Genomic DNA, 17,147 nt, shown 5'->3' with positions numbered 1-17,147 from the left:
GCGTTATTCAGTCGGTTTGCCGCCCGCCCCGTAATTTGGCCCCATGAAGCAGGCTACCGAACCCCTTGTGCTATTAGAGTGCCTCGTTGCGGGCACCTCGCACCGCCGCCCCGAAATCGATGTAGTAGAGCCTTCGCTGCAAATCGGCCAGGCCCTGTTGCTCACCCGCGAGCCCGATAGCCACTACGACGACTGGGCCGTGCAGGTGCACACCCATCCCACCACCCACCCGGCCAACGTGTGGCTCGGCTACTTGCCCGAGGGCCACAACGAAACAGTGGCGCGGATGCTCGACGCTGGCTTCGACATCGGGGCCCGCCTCAACCACAAATCCTGGGAGTCGGACTGGCTGCACCTCGACATTGAAGTACTAATGAACCGTTAGCAGGAGCCCCGGATTGCGCGCGATTTTGCTAAAAAAATGGGAGCTTTTTCTTGGCGGTTGGGGTTGAGTAGCAGGGCCCCGACGGCTGCCGACTGACCACCACCAACTGATACCTACCCCATGCGCGAAGCCTATCTCACCGGCGACAACGAACAGTTCGACGCCACCGACAAGGACATCGACAAGGCCCTGCGGCCGCTGTCGTTCGACGACTTCACGGGCCAGGCCAAAATCCTGGAAAACCTGAAGGTGTTCGTGGCCGCCGCCAAGCAGCGCGGCGACGCCCTCGACCACGTGCTGCTGCACGGGCCCCCCGGCCTGGGCAAGACCACGCTCTCCCACATCATCGCCAACGAGCTGGGCAGCAGCATCAAGATGACCTCGGGACCCGTGCTCGACAAGCCCTCGGACCTGGCCGGCCTGCTCACCAACCTGGAGCCGCACGACGTGCTGTTCATCGACGAAATCCACCGCCTGAACCCCGTGGTGGAAGAGTACCTGTACTCGGCGATGGAGGACTACCGCATCGACATCATGCTCGATTCGGGCCCCAACGCCCGCTCGGTCCAGATTTCACTCTCGCCCTTCACGCTCGTAGGGGCCACCACCCGCTCGGGCATGCTCACGGCGCCGCTGCGGGCCCGCTTCGGCATCTCGGCCCGGCTGGAGTATTACGACTCCAAGCTGCTGACCACCATCGTGCTGCGCTCGGCCGAAATCCTGGGCACGCCCATTCACGAGGATGCGGCCTTTGAAATTGCCCGCCGCTCGCGCGGCACTCCGCGCATTGCCAACAACCTGCTGCGCCGCACCCGCGACTTTGCTCAGATCAAGGGCGACGGCACCATCACGGTGGACATCGCGCAGTTTGCCCTGAACGCGCTGGACGTGGACGCCCGCGGCCTCGACGACATGGACAAGCGCATCCTCACCACCATCATCGACAAGTTCAAAGGGGGCCCCGTGGGCATCACCACCATCGCTACGGCCTGCGGCGAGGAAGGCGAAACCATCGAGGAAGTGTACGAGCCGTTTCTCATCCAGGAGGGCTACATCAAGCGCACCTCGCGCGGCCGCGAAGCCACGGAAGCCGCTTACCAGCACTTGGGACGCCTGCTGCCCAGCCACTTGCGTGGCAACAACGGCGACCTGTTCGCCGAGATTACGGCGTAGGCTCATCTATTCAAAAAGCGCACGATGCGCCGCTAATTGCGGCACATCGTGCGCTTTTTCACGTACCTTTCAACTATGGAAACTTTGCAATTGGTGAAGGAAATTGAGGGTTTGCCGGACGAGGCCAAGCAGGAAGTGGAGGCGCTGGTGCTGGCGTTGAAGCTGCGTTACAGCCGGCAAACGCCGCTCACGCAGGAAGAGCTGATCGGGTGGGCGGACCCCGAAGTGTTTGGGATGTACGCCGACCGCGAGGACATGCGCGACAGTACGGCCTATATCAGCAAGTTGCGGCAAGAACAGTGGGGCGCGAAATGAGTGATTTTATCTGCATCGATTCAGATGTGTTGATTGATTTCCAGCGGGGCGACCAACTGGCGCTGCGCGAACTAGCTTACCTGGAGAGAATAATCCGCTGGCTGTCAGTACTATTGTGCGGATGGAACCGGTGGTTAGCAGTACAAATAAGGAGTTTTTGCAACGTACCGAAAAGCTGTTGAAGCGCTATCAACTTTTACCATTGAGCCCTGAAATCGGCGTGCTGGCCGACCGCTGGCTTACCGCTTTTAGCTTAAGCAAAGGGCTGCGCCTAGCCGATGCCCTCATTGCCGCGACGGCGTTGCACCACGCCGCGCCCCTGCTATCAAAAAACCAGCGCGATTTTCGCTTTATTCCCGGCCTGAAACTGCTGCCCTACCCGGCCGCATCCACTGCCTGATGCTACTCCGCGCCGACTGGACGCCCTTTATCAAGCGCCGGGCCGCCGAGCTGGGCTTCATGGCGTGCGGCATCTCCAAGGCGGAATTCCTGGAAGAAGAGGCGCCCCGGCTCGAAAACTGGCTTAAGCGTAGCATGAACGGCCGCATGGGCTACATGGAAAACCACTTCGACAAGCGCCTCGACCCGCGCTTGCTGGTGGACGGGGCCCGGTCGGTGATTTCACTGCTGCTCAACTACTACCCGCCCAAAGAGGAGCAGCAGCCCGACGACACGCTGAAAATCAGCAAGTACGCCTATGGGCGCGACTACCACTTCGTCATCAAAGACAAGCTGAAGACGCTGCTGGCCGACATGCAGGCCGAGATTGGTGAAATCGGCGGCCGGTGCTTCGTCGATTCGGCGCCGGTGCTGGACAAGGCTTGGGCCAAAAAGAGCGGCCTGGGCTGGGTAGGCAAAAACTCCAACCTCATCACGCCCGGCAGCGGCTCGTTCTACTTCATCGCCGAGCTGATTGTGGACGTGGACCTGGACTACGACGGCGCCATCCGCGACTACTGCGGCACCTGCACCAAGTGCCTCGACGCCTGCCCCACGCAGGCCATCACCGAGCCCTACGTGGTGGACGGCAGCAAGTGCATCAGCTACTTCACCATCGAGCTGAAGGACCAGATTCCGACCGAAGTAGAAGGCAAATTTGGCAATTGGGTGTTCGGCTGCGACATCTGCCAGGACGTGTGCCCGTGGAACCGCTTCGCCAAGCCGCACCAGGAGCCGCAGTTTCAGGCGCTCCCGGAGCTAAAAAACATGTCGGCCAGCGACTGGCGCGAAATCACCCATGAGCTGTTCACGGAGCTGTTCCGGCAGTCGGCGGTGAAGCGCACGGGCTACGCCGGCCTTGTGCGTAATATCCAATTCGTGTCGCCCGAGGCGTAGCGTCCACCGGGGCCCTAAGCGGCGCTGAGGGCGGGCCCCAGGCCCACGTGGGCCCGGAACACGCGCTTGAGCACGCGGCGGTAGAGCCGCGAAAACTCGGCGTAGCACCACGTACGGAAATGCGCCAGGTCGGCCGGCAATACGGTTTTAAGCGCTTTGCGCAGTTCTTTCTCAAACAGCAATCTGCTAAAACTAACTTTTAGCAAGATGATTTTGGCATATTCGAGCATGGTAGTGGGTGGGCTAGGGAAAGGAGGGTAGAGCCGCCAGCCGCGTACACAAGTTACATCAGCTAAAGCACCATCGCTCGGGTAGGAACGCGGTGCTCAACGGTTGCGGTGCCCTAGTACGCAAGGAAACCGGCCAAGGCTGCTTTTTAGGCCGGTGAACCCCCAAATTTTGTAGATGCAGTTGGGCCCTAGCGGTTGGTAGCGACTGATTTCCGCTAATAACGAGTGAAAGCTTAGCATAGGATGCATTTAAAAAAACCGCCGGCCTCGCGCATTGCGAGGCCGGCGGTTTTTGATTTGTAAAATGGAACTACGTTGTTTGGTTAAGCACCTACTAAGCCACCGGCGCGTGAAGCGTCAAGTACTTCAGCGGCTTGCAGGTATTCATCAAATGCCGCAGCGGCATCGCTAGCGCTGTACATTGCGCCTAAGCCCGTAGTGATGGGTACACCCGATTGCGTAGTATTACCGTTTTCAGTGGGGCTCGGGGTAGTGTAAGCCGGAATACCATAGCCAAAGGGCGACGTGGTCGAGGTGGGACCGGTAACGCCGCTTGTGTATGTAGGGTGTGCAGCAGCATCGTCGCCTGGGTTCACCCAAGCAAGTTGGCCGCGCATAGTACGGATGTGCGAAGCATGGCGGGCTTCAACCGAGTGAATTTGCAGAGCTACCGTCAATAAGTCGGTGCCGAGTAATTCACCGGCGCGGCCTTTATAAGCGCGTACCCCAGTGTCTTCTAGCAATTGGGCAATGCCGAGTTGGCTAGTAGCGTATGTTCCGCCGTTAAAAGTGGCCAAAGTAGCAAACACTGATGCTTTAAACGTTACGCCGGTTACCGGAGTACCACCGAGGGACTTGATGGTCCCACTCAACAAGGTGACGTGCGAGTCTTCATGCTTCTTAATCTGGTCTATAGCTGCTTTGTCAGCGGCTGCAGCACCCATATACTGAGAAGAAGCCTGCACTTTCTTGTAGAAGTCCTGCTCGAACAATTCTAAAGTCAACGCATACTGCAACACATCTACCGGGGTAGAAGTAGTGCCAGCATAGGCTTTCTGAAACAAGGCACCCAAAAATAAAGGTGTAGCTGCCAACGCCGAACGTTTGGCAAGGGTACCAAGTGAACCAAAAACGGCGCGACGCGAATCAAAACGGTCCAGTACGTCAGCATCCACCTCCGCGAGTTGGTCGATTATTTTGAAAAAATTCATAACAGAAATTAATGACAAGTGAAAGAGAAGGAATTACATGCCAACCATGCTGGCGTCAAGCTTTTCCATGACGAAACCACCAGCAGCTTTGATAACGTCAACCGGCATCATCGCCATGTCAAGGCCATTCATTGGATTTACTTGGTCGTCAGCGGCGAACGAGCCCGGAGCAATCAAGTCGCGTACGTAGGCAGCGTGACGAGCTTCCACTGACACAATCTGACCGGCTATTACCAAATAAGCCGCCGTTTTAATAAGTTTGCCGGCACCGTTGTAAGCAGCCACGCCCAAATCTTCAAAAGCTTTCGCAGCTCCCAAAACGCCTGCACGCTTGGTAAAATCAATGCTGGTGAAGTTCGGAGTTAGGCCGGGAATTGCTTTGCCGGGAGCATCACGGTTAATAGCAGCTTTAAAAAAGTCGCGGTGAATGGCCTCATGAGCCGCCACCTGCGTAAAGTAAGCTAGCTCGCTACCTTGGAAGTCGCCAGCAGGTGTCTTCACCACCTGAGCATAAAAAGCAGCCTCGAGCTGTTCCAACGCATATGCATAGTTCAATACACCTACATCGCCTGATCCTAGGCTTACCGATGCTCCCGTACCACCTGGTGTGGGTGTGGGCGCATTGTTAGTGGTATCGTCTTTTGAGCAGCCGGCCAATATCAGCGCAGTAGCACCGGCGGTGGCACCGGCATACATAAAGAACGAACGCCGTTTGATGGGCGTGTACAGCGGCTTGGCGGTGATTAGCTCGTCCTGGCCGCCTACTTGGGAGTGTTGGGACATGGTGAAAAATGAAAGTGGTAAAAAATAAATAAGTGAATTTTCAGTGCCCGTCACTCTAGCGTAATCTGGGTCTTGTGCAAAGTAAACACGCAAAATACCAGGCGCCTGAGGCGTTCGTGAGCTAGATACGGGCGGGCTTATCGCAAGGATTGTGTTTTTACCTAAATTATTTTGTTCTTGGTTTAATCCTATGCTGTTAGTTTCGTGCTATCGCAGGCCTAGTCAATGATTTAGGCCATTTTAGGGGTCACATAACGTAGAGATTAAAAAGACGTTGAAAATGATTGGCCTCCAATTTTTAACTATTATTTTTTTGCTATCGGCGAATTTTACGGCCTGGGCGCAGCCCGAGGGGCCCCGGGTGGTGCTGGTACCCGGCCCAGCCAGCGTGCCTATCACGGGCACCTATACCCTGGCATTTCGGCTGCGTGGGGAAGCACTCGCCGACTACTCCGGTTTCCCCGACCTCGAAGGCTTTAAAAAAGCCGGCAAAACCAGCACCACCACCACCCAGATTGTGGCGGGCCAGCGCTTCACCGAGCTGACGCTCACGCAGCGCTACGCGCCCTATGGTGAGGGCGACTACGCCATAAAACCGTTTCAACTGATGGTGAATGGGGTGCGGGTGCGTAGCGGCGGCGGCACTGTGCACGTGGGCCCGGCCGTGGTGGCACTGCCCCCCGCCAGGGCCCCGGCCGCTGGCACTGCGCCTCTACAAGGCGTGGGGGCCCTCGATCAGCTATTTGGCAAGCCCAAGCCCACCCTGTACTTGGATGTGCCCGACCGTGGGGCCCTGGCCCTGGAGGCCGACCGGCGGCAGGTGTATGTGGGCGAGGGCGTGCGCGTGGCGCTGTCGTTTTACCTACGGCCTGCCGACCAGGCAGTGCTGGCCTTCCATGATTTCGACGACCAGCTGCCGCGCCTCATCGGCCAGCTGCGCCAAACCACGGCCTGGGAAGTGCCCGCTGCCGAGCAGCGGGTGCTGCCCGATACCGTGCGCCGCGGCGGCGAGCTGCTGCTGCGCTTCCGGCTGGCCGAAACCACTTATTACCCGCTCACGGCCCAGCCCCTGCGCTTCCCGCCCCTGGCCCTGACGATGACCAAGTTCCGCCTCCTAAAAAAGCCCGAACCGGGCGTGGACGGCCGCTTGGCCCAATACAAAACTTACTTGGCCCCGGCCCTGGCTGTGGCCGTGCGCCCGCTGCCGGCGCGGCGCGGTGGGGGCCCCCCAGCGGCCGTGGGCCACTACCAGCTGCGCGAGTCCATTAGCCGCACCGAGTTTGCGGCGGGGCAGGTGTTCGGCTACACGTTTGGGGTGGAGGGGCGTGGCAACCTGGGGGCCCTGCCGCCGCCGGTGCTGGCCCCGCGGCCCGGGCTGGCCGTGTACGGCCCCGAGGTGCGCGACGAACCCCTGCCCGGCGGGGGCGGCCGCAAGCTGTTTCGCTACCGGCTGGTGCCCCAGCGGCCGGGGCCCCTGCCGCTCGATAGCCTTTTGCAACTGGCCGTATTCGACCCCGTGACGGGGCGCTACGACACGCTGCGCTCGGCCCTGCGCCTCCAGATTCGAGCTGGAGCCCCGGCGGCTGCGCTGGCCCCCGCGGTAGCCAATGCGGCTCCCGCTGACCCGTTTTATGGCCCCGCCATTGCCCGCGCCGATACCGTTTGGCAGCCCCTCGACGCCTATGGCCAGGCGCGACGTTACGCTGGGGGCCTGCTGGTGGCGCTGCTGGGCCTGGCCACCGCTGGTTGGTGGCAGGCCCGGCGGCGCAGCGGCTGATGATTTTCCCGCGAACTTGCCGGCTCGTTGCTTTTTGTTCGCTTTTTCGTTTCGTTTGCCCATGTCCAACACTTTCGGTACCCTTTTTCGCATCACCACCTTCGGCGAGTCGCACGGCACTGGTATTGGGGTAATTATCGACGGCTGCCCGGCCGGCCTGGCCGTGGACGCGGCGCACATCCAAGCTGCGCTGGACCGCCGCCGGCCCGGCCAAAGCGACCTGACCACGCCCCGCAACGAGGCCGACCGCGTGCAAATCCAGTCGGGCCTGTTTGAGGGCCTGACCACTGGCACGCCCATCAGCCTGTTTATCCCCAACGCCGACCAGCGCTCCGACGACTATTCGCACATCGCGCAGGCTTACCGCCCCAGCCACGCCGACTACACCTACGACGCCAAGTATGGCCGCCGCGACCACCGCGGCGGGGGCCGCAGTTCGGCCCGCGAAACGGCCGCCCGCGTGGCCGCTGGGGCCGTAGCTGCGCAGTTGCTGGCGCACTTTGGGGTGCGGGTGCAGGCCTATGTGTCGGCCGTGGGCGAAATCGAGGTGCCCGTGGGTTACAAGGAATTGGACCTGGGCCTGATTGATACCAACCTCGTGCGCTGCCCCGACCCCGCCACCGCGGCCCGCATGGAGGACCGCATCCGGGCCGCGCGCGACGCGCACGACACCGTGGGCGGCGTTATCACGGGCGTGGCCACCGGCGTGCCGGCGGGCCTCGGCGAGCCGGTATTCGACAAGCTGCCCGCCGTGCTGGGCCACGCTTTGCTCAGCATCAATGCCGTGAAGGGCTTCGAGTTCGGCTCGGGCTTCGAGGGCACGAAGCTGGCCGGCTCGCAGCACAACGACGAGTTTTACACCGATGAAGCCGGCCGCATCGCCACCCGCACCAACCGCAGTGGCGGCAGCCAGGGCGGCATTTCCAACGGCCAGGACGTCTACTTCCGGGTGGCATTCAAGCCCGTGGCCACCATCCTCCAGCCCCAGCCCACCGTCAACCAAGCCGGTGAAGCCGTGACGCTGGCCGGCCGCGGCCGCCACGACCCCTGCGTACTGCCCCGCGCCGTGCCCATCGTGGAAGCCATGACCCACCTCGTGCTGGCCGACTTGCTGCTGCGCGCCCGCAGCAACAAGCTGTAAATTAAATTGGGTGATACGCGCTATCTTTAATTAGACTAATTAAGAATACCTTAGCAAGAGGAGCTGCGCCGCTGTATTACCTTTGTAACCTCTCCGGTTCCGGCGCTGTTGTAGTGCCGCCCCTGGGGCTCTTCCCTCGCACAGTCAATTCCTTACCGCCATGTCCGCCGTATCCATTTACGCCGAAGCCTCGCCGAATCCGGAGAGCATGAAATTCGTCCTCAACCAGCAGCTCCTCGCCGACGGCGTGAGCGTGGATTACCCGACGCTGGAGGCCGCTGCCAACTCGCCCGTGGCCCAGGAGCTGTTCGGGTTCGACTACGTAGGCCGCGTGTTCATTGCCCAAAACTTCGTCACCGTCACCAAAACCCATCCCGATTTGGCCTGGACGCAGCTCATCCCCGAGCTGCGCCAGTTCCTGAAGGGCTACGTGGAGGCTGGGGGCCCCTTGTTCACCGTTGACCCCGCCGCCGAGCAAAAGGCCGCCCAAGCCGCCACCGCTGGCGACCCTACCGCCCAGGAAGGCCAAACGGCCCAGAAAATCATCGACCTGCTCGACAACTACGTGCGCCCCGCTGTGGAGCAGGACGGGGGCAACATCACCTTCAAAAGCTACCACGAAGGCGTCGTGACCGTGAACCTGCAAGGCTCGTGCTCGGGCTGCCCTTCGGCCACCGTCACGCTGAAGTCGGGCATCGAGAACCTGCTCAAGCGCATGGTGCCCGAAGTGCAAAGCGTCGTCGCCGAAGGCATTTTGGTGTAAGCAAACCAAACGCAAAAAGGCCGCTCCTTAACCTGGGAGCGGCTTTTTTGCGTATAATGGGCCCCAACGGGGCCGAATAGTGAAGTTGCGGGCCATGGCAAAGCCGAAGTCCAAGTTGCCGGCAGGGCAACTGAAGAAACAAGGGCTGCACAAGGATTTCTGGGCAATGGCGGGTTAAATCAAAAGCTTACCCAATCCGTTGATGCGGTATTAGCAAAAGCCAAAACGCAAAAAAGCCCGGCCACTGGGGCCGGGCTCTCTGCAAATGCGGGAAGGGCAGGGGCGGGGCCCCAAGAAAACCCGCCCGGGGCCCTAGCCTACCGTGCTGCGGCTCAGCTTGGGCGTGCCGCCGGTCAGGTCCACTACGTCCTCGCCCGCGGCAAGGCGCTCGCGCTCTTCCTTCTTCCCGTAGGTATCCAGAATGATGGGCGTAGCGATGAACAGCGACGAATACGTGCCGAAGATGATGCCAATCATCATGGCAAACGAAAACGAGCGAAGCGTCTCACCGCCAAAGATATACAGCACCAAAACCACCAGGAAAACGGTCGTGAACGTAATCATCGTCCGCGAGAAGGTCGAGTTCAGCGCCGGGTTCACCACTTGGGCAAATGTTAGCTTGGGATTCTCGCGCAGGTACTCGCGCACCCGGTCGTAAATCACCACTGTGTCGTTCATCGAGAAGCCGATGATGGAGAGCACGGCGGCCACGAAAATCTGGTCCATCTCATAGTTCACTCCAAAGGCGCGGGCAATTGGGTAGGAGGCGATGACCAGCAGCGCATCGTGGAACAGCGCGATAACGGCCGCCATTGAATACTGCCACTTCTCGAAGCGGAAGAGCACGTACACGAAGATGCCCAGCAGCGTCAGGCCCAGGCTCAGCACCGAGGTGCGCTTGATGTCGTCGGCGATGGTGGCGCCCACTTTGGAAGTGGACTTGATGGCCGGCGCGTCGGCGCTGAACTTGCTCAAGCCCTGGTTGAGGGCCGTGAGTACGGTTTTATCCGCGGTCTGGCTTTCGTCGGTGGCGAGGTAGCTGGTGGTCACGCGCAGGCGGGTGGGGGCCCCGTACTGCTTCACCTCGATGCCCGCGCTTTTGAAGGCGGGGCGTAGCTGGTTGGCCACGTCGGAGGCCACCATGTTCTTGTTGAAGTCGATGACGTAGGCGCGGCCGCCGGTGAAGTCCACGCCCAGGTTGGGGCCCCCTTGCAGGTACATCAGCACGAAGCCGATGACGATGACGGCCGACGAAAAGATGTAGGCGATTTTGCGCTTGCCCACGATATCGAAGTTCACGTTCTGGAACAAGTTGCGCGAGAGGAAGGTCGAGAAGGAGATTTTGCTGATTTCCTTGCCTTTCACCAAGGCCTCGATGATGAGGCGCGACACGAATACGGCCGACAGGAACGAGGTGAGCACGCCGATGCCGAGCGTGATGGCGAAGTTCTGCACCGGGCCGGTGCCGAAGAAGCCCAGAATCACGGCGATGAGCATCGTGGTCACGTTCGAGTCGAAGATGGCCGAGAAGGCGCGCGAGTAGCCGGCGTTGATGGCGTCGGTCAGGTTATGGCCGTGGTTGAGCTCCTCGCGAATACGCTCAAAAATCAGCACGTTGGCATCCACCGACGAGGCAATGACCAGAATCAGGCCCGCGATGCCGGGCAGGGTGAGGGCGGTCTGGAACGCGGCCAGCACGCCCAGAATCAAGAACATGTTGAAGAGCAGGGCAGCATCGGCCACCAGGCCGGCGCGGCCGTAGTACACGGCCATGAAGGCCATGATGATCAGCAAGCCGGCCAGCGACGAATACAGGCCCTGGTTGATGGCTTCCTTGCCCAGCGAGGGGCCCACCACGGCTTCTTCCACGATGCGGGTAGGGGCGGGCAGCTTGCCGGCCTTCAGCACGTTGGCCAAGTCCTGGGCTTCTTCGATGGAGAAGTTGCCCGAGATGCTGGTGTTGCCGCCGGCGATTTCGCCCTGTACCACGGGGTCGGAGTACACGTAGTCATCAAGCACGATGCCCACCTGGCGGCCGATGTTGGCGGCCGTCATGCGCTGCCACTTTTTGGCGCCGCTTGGGTTCATGCTCATGCTCACCTCGGGGTGGCCGCTCTGGTCGTAGTCCTGGCGGGCGTCGGCCACCACTTCGCCGGCCACGGGGGCCTGGCCGTCGCGGGTTTTCTTGATGGGGTTCAGCTCCAAGTACTCCTGGCGGTCAACCACGGTGGGCTTCACGCTCCAGAGCAGGGCCAGGTTGGGAGGCAGAATGGCTTTGGCTTCGGGGCTGCGCAGCAGGGCGTTCATGCGGGCGGTGTCGCGCAGGGCCACGCCCAGGCGGCCGGGCATGGTGAGCAAGCGGGCCAGGGGCCCCACTTTTTGCGAAGCAGTGGCCGAGTCGGCGCCAGCACCTTTGGCAGCGGGGTTCTTCTTGGCCAGCTGGGCGGCTAGCGAGGTGGTGTCGCCCGCGGTGGCCGTGGCAGCGGCAGCGGGGGCCCCGGCAGCGGCCGGGGTTTTGGCGGCGGCTTCGGCTTTCTCTTTCGTAGCCAAGGCTTGGTCGAGCTGCACCAGGTAGGGGCCCACTTCCTGCTGGGCCCACACTTCCCAGAACTCCAGCTTGGCCTGGCCTTGCAGCAGCTTGCGCACGCGCTCGGGGTTGTCGACGCCGGGCAATTCAATCTGGAGGCGGCCGGTGCCCTTCACGCGCTGGATGCTGGGCTGGTTCACGCCGAACTTGTCCACGCGGGTGCGCAGGATGTTGAAGGAGCGGTCGATGGCCTCTTCCACTTCCTTGTTAATGGCGGCAATCACCTTCTCGTTGGTCGAGTTGATGTCGATGCCGCGGCTTTTGTTAGTGGTGTTGGCGAAGATGGTGGCCAGCGGCTTGCTGGGGGCCAGGCGCTGGTAGTCCTGCCCAAACAGTGTGGTGAACGGCGTACCGGAGTTCACCTTCTGCGCTTCCTGGGCCTGGGCCAAGGCGGTGTTGAAAGCCGGGTCCTTCGAGTTGCCGCTCATGGCGCGCACAATTTCCACCGGCGATACTTCCAACGTCACGTGCATGCCGCCCTTCAAGTCGAGGCCTTCGCCGAGCTGGCTTTCGCGCACCTGGCGGTAGGTGAGGGGCCCAAACACGGGCGCGCGCCACACCGAATCGAGGTAGTGCTGGCGCTTCAGCTCGTTGAGCTTGCCGCCAGTGGTGGCGTAGGCCACGGCCTTGTCCTGCACCCCGTTCGAGATGTAGGTCAGGAACAGGTGGTACCCGCAAATCACCGCAATGATGATGGTGAGCGTGGTAATAAGTCCTTTGTTACGCATTAGTTAAAAATGTATTGAACAGAGCAAATGGAGGAGGCAAGCGGGACAGTTGGTTGAAAAACAGCGAATTAGAGGAGAATATGTCAATGCCAAATAGCACCGCTTGGGCTGACGCGAGGGCATCGGCACATTTCCACATCACCGTATTTTCACAACAAAAGCTAGGGGGCCTGCGGCGCCAGCGCCACGGCCAGCAGCCGGGCCCGGAACACTTCGCCGGCCCGCACACCGGCGCAGGGGCGCGGCACGGCCAGGGCGCGCCGCAGCCGCGGTAGCCACACGCTGCCCGCCGTAGTGGGCAGCCACGCCACGGCCACCGGGGCCACAAAATGGGCCAGGGCGGGGGTGGCTTCCAACAATACCTTCTGCCGGACGACCGGCGCCTTGGCCGGGGCTAGGGCCCCCGTGGCGGGGGCAGGCCCCAGCACTTGTACGGCGCGCTGGTTCAGGCCCAGCACCAGCAGCACGGAGGCAGCGAGCAGGGCAAAACGCAACGAAAACCAGAAACGGGACAAAGACACCGGCAAGGGTATGAACGGGGACTGCAAAGATAGGACTTTAGCCGCAAAGCCCGCGCCCTGCGCCGGGGCCTTATTTCAGGGCCTCAAAGGCGTACTGGGCATCGCTCCAAAACGCGTCCAGCGCGATGAGGCGGGGCTTGAAGAACGAAATCAGCGCTGGCCAGTCGTCGCGGCTGAACAGGTTAGCAGGGGCCAGCGCGGTGTAGATGCGGGCCAGGGGCTGGCCGTTGGCGTCGAGGGCGGCGGGCTCCCAGGCCCAGGTTTCGCCCAGGGTTTCGTGCAGCAGCGTTTTCAGTTCCTCGAACTGCTCAAAGAACAGGGCTCGGATGCCCGCGTCGGGCATCGTCAGCTCGATGCCGACGGTGGCGCGCTGGGTGTCGGCGTGCATTCGGAAATACACGTTTTTCAGGCCCGTCTTGTAGTTAATCCAATTGGCGGGTAATCCTTCGGCCGACATTACCGGGGCCATGTACTGCCCCAGCGTGGTCCAGAAGGCGTGCCGCAGCTGCGTGGCTTCGGCTTTACTGTACATCGTACCTAATTACTGTAAGGGAGGTGACTACTGCCCGATTTTGCTGCGCAAAAAGCCCACCAGCACTTCCAGGCCCTTGTCGAAGTGCCGGTTGTTGGGAATCACCACGTCGGCGTCGTGCTTATAAGGCGCGATGAATTTTTCGTAGGTGGGGGCCACGTGGTGGGTGTAGCGGTAAAGCACATCGGCCAAGTCGTAGCCGCGCTCATCCCGGTCGCGGATGATGCGGCGGTACAGCTTCACGTGCTCCTGGGCGTCGATGTACACCTTGAGGTCGAGCAGCTTCGCAATTTCGGCGAAGTGAAACACAAAGATGCCTTCCACCACCACGATAGGCGCGGGCCGGAATATCAGCTGCTTAGGCGTGACGGCGGCGTTGTTGAAGATGTACTCCTGCCGGCGCACCTTTTGGCCCTGGCTCAGGGCTAGCACGTCGGCCGCGTAGGCCGCCGAGTCGATGCTCGCGGGTAGGTCGAAGTTGTGCACGCCCTGCTCGTCCAGCACTTGCTGGTCGCGCGGGTGGTAGTAGTTGTCCTGCGAGACCAGGCAAATTTGGTCTTCAGGGAAAGCCGCCAGCAAGCGGTTGAGAAACGTGGTTTTGCCCGAGGCGCTGCCGCCGGTAATGCCGACGAGGTAGGGTTGCTGCATAAGGCCGCAAAGGTAGTTTTATCGGGTGGCAGTTGGCAGCGGGCCGCTGGGGCCCCAGCCGGCGCGGGTTTTACTGGGCGGCCAAGTAGGCCAAAAGTCCCGCCACGGCCCGGGCGCGGTGGCTGATTTGGTTTTTCTCGGCCCCGCTCATTTCGGCAAACGTGCGGCCGTCACCCTCAGTGGGCACAAACACGGGGTCGTAGCCAAAGCCGCCCGTGCCGCGTGGCGTTTCGGCAATGCCTCCCGCCACGGCCCCGGCAAACGTGCGCGTGGCGCCATCGGCCTGGGCCAACGCTACCACGGTGCGGAATTGCGCCGTACGGTCGGGGTGGCCGGCCAGCTCGCGTAGCAGCTTGGCTACGTTGTCGGTGGCTTCGCGCTGGGGCCCCGCGTAGCGGGCCGAGTACACGCCCGGGGCCCCGTCGAGGGCTGTTACCTCCAGCCCGGTATCATCGGCGAAGCAGGCCACGCCGTAGTGCTGGCGTACGTAGTCGGCCTTTTGGCGGGCGTTGCCTTCGAGGGTATCCTGGGTTTCGGGCAGCTCTTCGTGGCAGCCGATGTCGGCCAGGCTTAGCAGCTCGAGGCCGGGCGGCAGCAGGGGCCGGATTTCATCCAGCTTGTGGGCATTATTAGAAGCAAAGCAGAGGCGCATGGGCGAATGACTAGCAACGGTGGGCCCGCAAAGGTCGCGCCCGCGTCCGCAATGCCGTGCCTACTGCCGAAAGGTTTGCTTGATGACCCCCCAGGAGCGCGCCAGGGCCCCGGGGGCGTCTGCCAGCAAGGCCGGCGCATCCGGACTGTCGCTGGGGCGGAGCGTCACGAGGCGGTAGGTGAGGGGCTCGCCGCCAGCGAGCTGCGAAGCGCCCGCGTCGAGGCAGCGGTAGTGGCGGCGGCCGGCGGCTGGCCGCCGGGCCACCAGCTGGAAGCGCGGGTCGGCGGCCGTGTGGCGGTACAGGTCGTAGCCCCGCACGCCGGTTTCGTCGGCCACCGACCACTCCAGGCGCACATCGGGCCCGGTGCGGGTAGCGGTGAGGTGGGTGGGCAGCAACCAAACGGCCGCGGCGGCCGGGAGGGCCCCCAGCAAAAGCAAGCCCGCCAGGGTAGCTGGCGGACAAGCAACAGGCAGTAATTGCCTCATGCTAATAACTATTCGTGGAAGAAAATTAACGCAGTGTTTGGGCTGGATATTGTGCTAAAAGTACACGCACTGGCTATTGGACAAGAGCCCGCCGGGGTCCAAAGCGTTGCACTGGCGGCGGTTATCTGGAAAAAAAATAGCCTGGCGTTGGCTAAGTCGGCGCGAAGCCGTACTTTTGCAGTCCCTTCCGCAAAATCGGCCGGGTTCACCCGGTCAAACCGGCTTCCTACATGAAAAAAGAGACGCACCCCGAGTACCAGGAAGTTGTGTTCCAGGACACCTCTTCGGATTTTAAGTTCATCACCCGCTCCACGATGAAGCCGACCGAAACCATTACGATGGAAGACGGCAAAACGTACCCGGTAGTGAAAATCGAAGTAAGCAGCGCTTCGCACCCCTTCTACACCGGCAAAAACATGTTCATCGACACGGCCGGCCGCGTGGAAAAATTCCGCAGCCGCTACGCCAAGAAAGAGCAGAGCAGCGCCAACAAAGAATAGCCGCGGTCAGGCTGTTGGCCACTCGCTACCAGCCGTTCGCTTTCAAGAACTCCTTTCGGGACCGCCGGAAGGAGTTTTTTTTTGCCCTGGGCCCCGCCGCCCGGCGTAAGTTTGAAGTTGCTAAAAGAAGCTAGCCGCCATCAGTCGTTAGCCAACCGCTTATCAAAATGCACGTTCTGTTATTCGACGACCCGGCCATCCGGCCGCACCTGCTGCCGTTCACCTTTACGCGGCCAGTGGCGGCGCTACGGTGCGGCATCCTCACGCTGGCCGAGAAGTGGCAGCACCGCTTGGGGGCCCCCGCGGTAGGCTACCTCACCCAGCCATACTTGCAGGCCAAGTTCCCTGCCGGCGACGTGCAGGGCCCCGCGCTGGTCATTAACGGGGCGGTGTGCCCCGACGACTTGCTAATCAAGCAAGTGCAAGCGCTAGGCCCCGGCCAAGCCCTATACTGCGACGAGGTGTTGGTGGCCGCTCACCTCGCCGATGCCACCCTCGTGGCCGAGCTGGTGCAGGACGGCCTGTCCGACGCCCGCCAGGTGGCTGAGCCTGTGACGGTGATTTCGCGGCCCTGGCACCTGTTCCTGCGCAACGGCGCCGAGATTCGGCGCGACTACGCGCTGCTCACCCGCGGCCGCACCTCGCAGCCCGTCGGCGACGCGCACACCATCGTGTACGCCCCGGAAAACATTTTTATTGAGGAAGGCGTGACGATTCGCGCCGCCATCCTCAACGCCGAGAACGGGCCGATTTACCTGGGTAAAAATTCGCAGGTGCACGAGGGCGCCATCCTCAAGGGGCCCCTAGCGCTGGGCGAAGGGTCGCACATAAACGCCGGCGCCAAAATGCGCGGCGACAACACCGTGGGGCCCTACTGCAAGGTGGGCGGCGAAGTAGCCAACAGCATCTTGCTGGGCTACAGTAACAAAGGTCACGAGGGCTACCTCGGCAACTCCGTCATCGGCCAGTGGTGCAACCTGGGGGCCGACACCAACACCAGCAACCTCAAGAACAACTACGCCCCGGTGAAGGTGTGGAGCCACGCCGCCCACCGCTTCGTGAACACCGGCCAAACCTTCTGTGGCCTGATGATGGGCGACCACAGCAAGTGCGGCATCAACACCATGTTCAACACCGGCACCGTAGTGGGCGTGGGGGCCAACATCTTCGGGGCCGGCTTCCCGCGGCAGTTCATCCCCAGCTTCAGCTGGGGCGGCCCATCGGGCTTCGAAACCTTCCGCCTGCCCAAAGTGGCCGAAGTAGCCGAGCGCGTGATGAGCCGCCGGGGCCTGCCCTACGACGGGGTAGAAGCCGGAATCATGGAAGCGGTGTTCAAAGCCACGGCCGAGGACCGGGTGTGGGAGAATATCTGAACCACGG

General features: G+C 61.7%; 19 protein-coding genes. 10 read left to right on the top strand and 9 right to left on the bottom strand.

Going from position 1 to position 17,147, the window contains the following annotated elements; genetic code table 11:
• The first annotated feature begins 43 nt into the window (after positions 1-43).
• The 5 genes from AXW84_RS17210 to queG all read left to right on the top strand — a co-directional run bounded on the left by AXW84_RS17210 (position 44) and on the right by queG (position 3,208).
• Positions 44-385 (top strand): HIRAN domain-containing protein, encoded by a 342-nt coding sequence (locus tag AXW84_RS17210; RefSeq protein ID WP_068236036.1) that lies wholly within the window; start codon positions 44-46, stop codon positions 383-385.
• A gap of 120 nt (positions 386-505) precedes the next feature.
• Positions 506-1,558 carry a Holliday junction branch migration DNA helicase RuvB gene (ruvB, locus tag AXW84_RS17205; RefSeq protein WP_068236033.1) on the top strand — a complete coding sequence of 351 codons (1,053 nt, stop codon included), beginning with the start codon at positions 506-508 and terminating at the stop codon, positions 1,556-1,558.
• A 75-nt stretch (positions 1,559-1,633) separates the two neighbouring features.
• Positions 1,634-1,873: a hypothetical protein gene (locus AXW84_RS17200; RefSeq protein ID WP_068236032.1), complete on the top strand. Its 240-nt coding sequence runs from the start codon at positions 1,634-1,636 to the stop codon at positions 1,871-1,873.
• Positions 1,874-1,994: 121 nt separating this feature from the next.
• Positions 1,995-2,273: a PIN domain-containing protein gene (locus AXW84_RS23485; RefSeq protein WP_082773958.1), complete on the top strand. Its 279-nt coding sequence runs from the start codon at positions 1,995-1,997 to the stop codon at positions 2,271-2,273.
• Complete coding sequence (queG, locus tag AXW84_RS17190; RefSeq protein WP_068236026.1) at positions 2,273-3,208, top strand: tRNA epoxyqueuosine(34) reductase QueG; 936 nt, start codon at positions 2,273-2,275, stop codon at positions 3,206-3,208. Before AXW84_RS23485 ends, queG begins: the two co-directional genes overlap by 1 nt.
• A 14-nt stretch (positions 3,209-3,222) precedes the next feature.
• On the opposite strand, the gene AXW84_RS17185 is transcribed toward queG, so the two are convergent.
• The 3 genes from AXW84_RS17185 to AXW84_RS17175 form a co-directional block, all read right to left on the bottom strand.
• Entirely contained in the window at positions 3,223-3,438 is a 216-nt protein-coding gene (locus AXW84_RS17185; protein ID WP_068236023.1) for a hypothetical protein, read from the bottom strand.
• A gap of 323 nt (positions 3,439-3,761) precedes the next feature.
• Positions 3,762-4,649, bottom strand: coding sequence for a ferritin-like domain-containing protein (locus AXW84_RS17180; protein ID WP_068236020.1), 888 nt, complete (start codon positions 4,647-4,649; stop codon positions 3,762-3,764).
• 33 nt (positions 4,650-4,682) lie between these two features.
• Positions 4,683-5,432 (bottom strand): ferritin-like domain-containing protein, encoded by a 750-nt coding sequence (locus tag AXW84_RS17175; protein ID WP_068236017.1) that lies wholly within the window; start codon positions 5,430-5,432, stop codon positions 4,683-4,685.
• A gap of 313 nt (positions 5,433-5,745) precedes the next feature.
• On the opposite strand from AXW84_RS17175, the gene AXW84_RS17170 reads away from it, so the two are divergent.
• From AXW84_RS17170 to AXW84_RS17160, 3 genes are all read left to right on the top strand, one after another.
• The gene (locus AXW84_RS17170; RefSeq protein ID WP_157887092.1) at positions 5,746-7,209 is read left to right on the top strand and encodes a BatD family protein; all 1,464 of its coding nucleotides are present in this window, start codon (positions 5,746-5,748) and stop codon (positions 7,207-7,209) included.
• Positions 7,210-7,270: 61 nt separating this feature from the next.
• On the top strand, positions 7,271-8,350 hold the full coding sequence (gene aroC / locus AXW84_RS17165; protein WP_068236011.1) for a chorismate synthase: 1,080 nt from the start codon (positions 7,271-7,273) through the stop codon (positions 8,348-8,350).
• A 160-nt stretch (positions 8,351-8,510) separates the two neighbouring features.
• Entirely contained in the window at positions 8,511-9,113 is a 603-nt protein-coding gene (locus AXW84_RS17160) for a NifU family protein (protein WP_068236008.1), read from the top strand.
• Positions 9,114-9,425: 312 nt separating this feature from the next.
• Here the strand turns inward: AXW84_RS17160 and secDF are convergent, their stop codons facing one another.
• The 6 genes from secDF to AXW84_RS17130 all read right to left on the bottom strand — a co-directional run bounded on the left by secDF (position 9,426) and on the right by AXW84_RS17130 (position 15,267).
• Positions 9,426-12,428: a protein translocase subunit SecDF gene (gene secDF, locus AXW84_RS17155; RefSeq protein WP_082773957.1), complete on the bottom strand. Its 3,003-nt coding sequence runs from the start codon at positions 12,426-12,428 to the stop codon at positions 9,426-9,428.
• A 161-nt stretch (positions 12,429-12,589) separates the two neighbouring features.
• Entirely contained in the window at positions 12,590-12,949 is a 360-nt protein-coding gene (locus AXW84_RS17150; protein ID WP_157887091.1) for a hypothetical protein, read from the bottom strand.
• 70 nt (positions 12,950-13,019) lie between these two features.
• Positions 13,020-13,481 (bottom strand): DUF4268 domain-containing protein, encoded by a 462-nt coding sequence (locus tag AXW84_RS17145; RefSeq protein WP_068236001.1) that lies wholly within the window; start codon positions 13,479-13,481, stop codon positions 13,020-13,022.
• Positions 13,482-13,508: 27 nt separating this feature from the next.
• A complete protein-coding gene (locus AXW84_RS17140; protein WP_068235999.1) occupies positions 13,509-14,129 on the bottom strand; it encodes a uridine kinase family protein in 621 nt (206 codons plus the stop codon).
• A gap of 70 nt (positions 14,130-14,199) precedes the next feature.
• The gene (gene rdgB, locus AXW84_RS17135; protein WP_068235996.1) at positions 14,200-14,781 is read right to left on the bottom strand and encodes an RdgB/HAM1 family non-canonical purine NTP pyrophosphatase; all 582 of its coding nucleotides are present in this window, start codon (positions 14,779-14,781) and stop codon (positions 14,200-14,202) included.
• Between the two features lie 60 nt (positions 14,782-14,841).
• Positions 14,842-15,267 (bottom strand): hypothetical protein, encoded by a 426-nt coding sequence (locus AXW84_RS17130; protein ID WP_157887090.1) that lies wholly within the window; start codon positions 15,265-15,267, stop codon positions 14,842-14,844.
• 230 nt (positions 15,268-15,497) lie between these two features.
• Here AXW84_RS17130 and AXW84_RS17125 point away from each other — a divergent pair, with 230 nt between their 5' ends.
• Both AXW84_RS17125 and AXW84_RS17120 read left to right on the top strand, forming a co-directional pair.
• The gene (locus tag AXW84_RS17125) at positions 15,498-15,767 is read left to right on the top strand and encodes a type B 50S ribosomal protein L31 (protein WP_068235991.1); all 270 of its coding nucleotides are present in this window, start codon (positions 15,498-15,500) and stop codon (positions 15,765-15,767) included.
• A gap of 167 nt (positions 15,768-15,934) precedes the next feature.
• Positions 15,935-17,140 carry a GlmU family protein gene (locus tag AXW84_RS17120; RefSeq protein ID WP_068235988.1) on the top strand — a complete coding sequence of 402 codons (1,206 nt, stop codon included), beginning with the start codon at positions 15,935-15,937 and terminating at the stop codon, positions 17,138-17,140.
• The last annotated feature ends 7 nt before the right edge of the window (positions 17,141-17,147 follow it).

The sequence above is a fragment of the Hymenobacter sp. PAMC 26628 genome (assembly GCF_001562275.1).
In the GTDB taxonomy this organism is placed as follows: Bacteria; Bacteroidota; Bacteroidia; order Cytophagales; family Hymenobacteraceae; genus Hymenobacter.
Note: the sequence above shows the minus strand (reverse complement) of the source record. Positions and strands in the feature narration are given on the sequence as shown.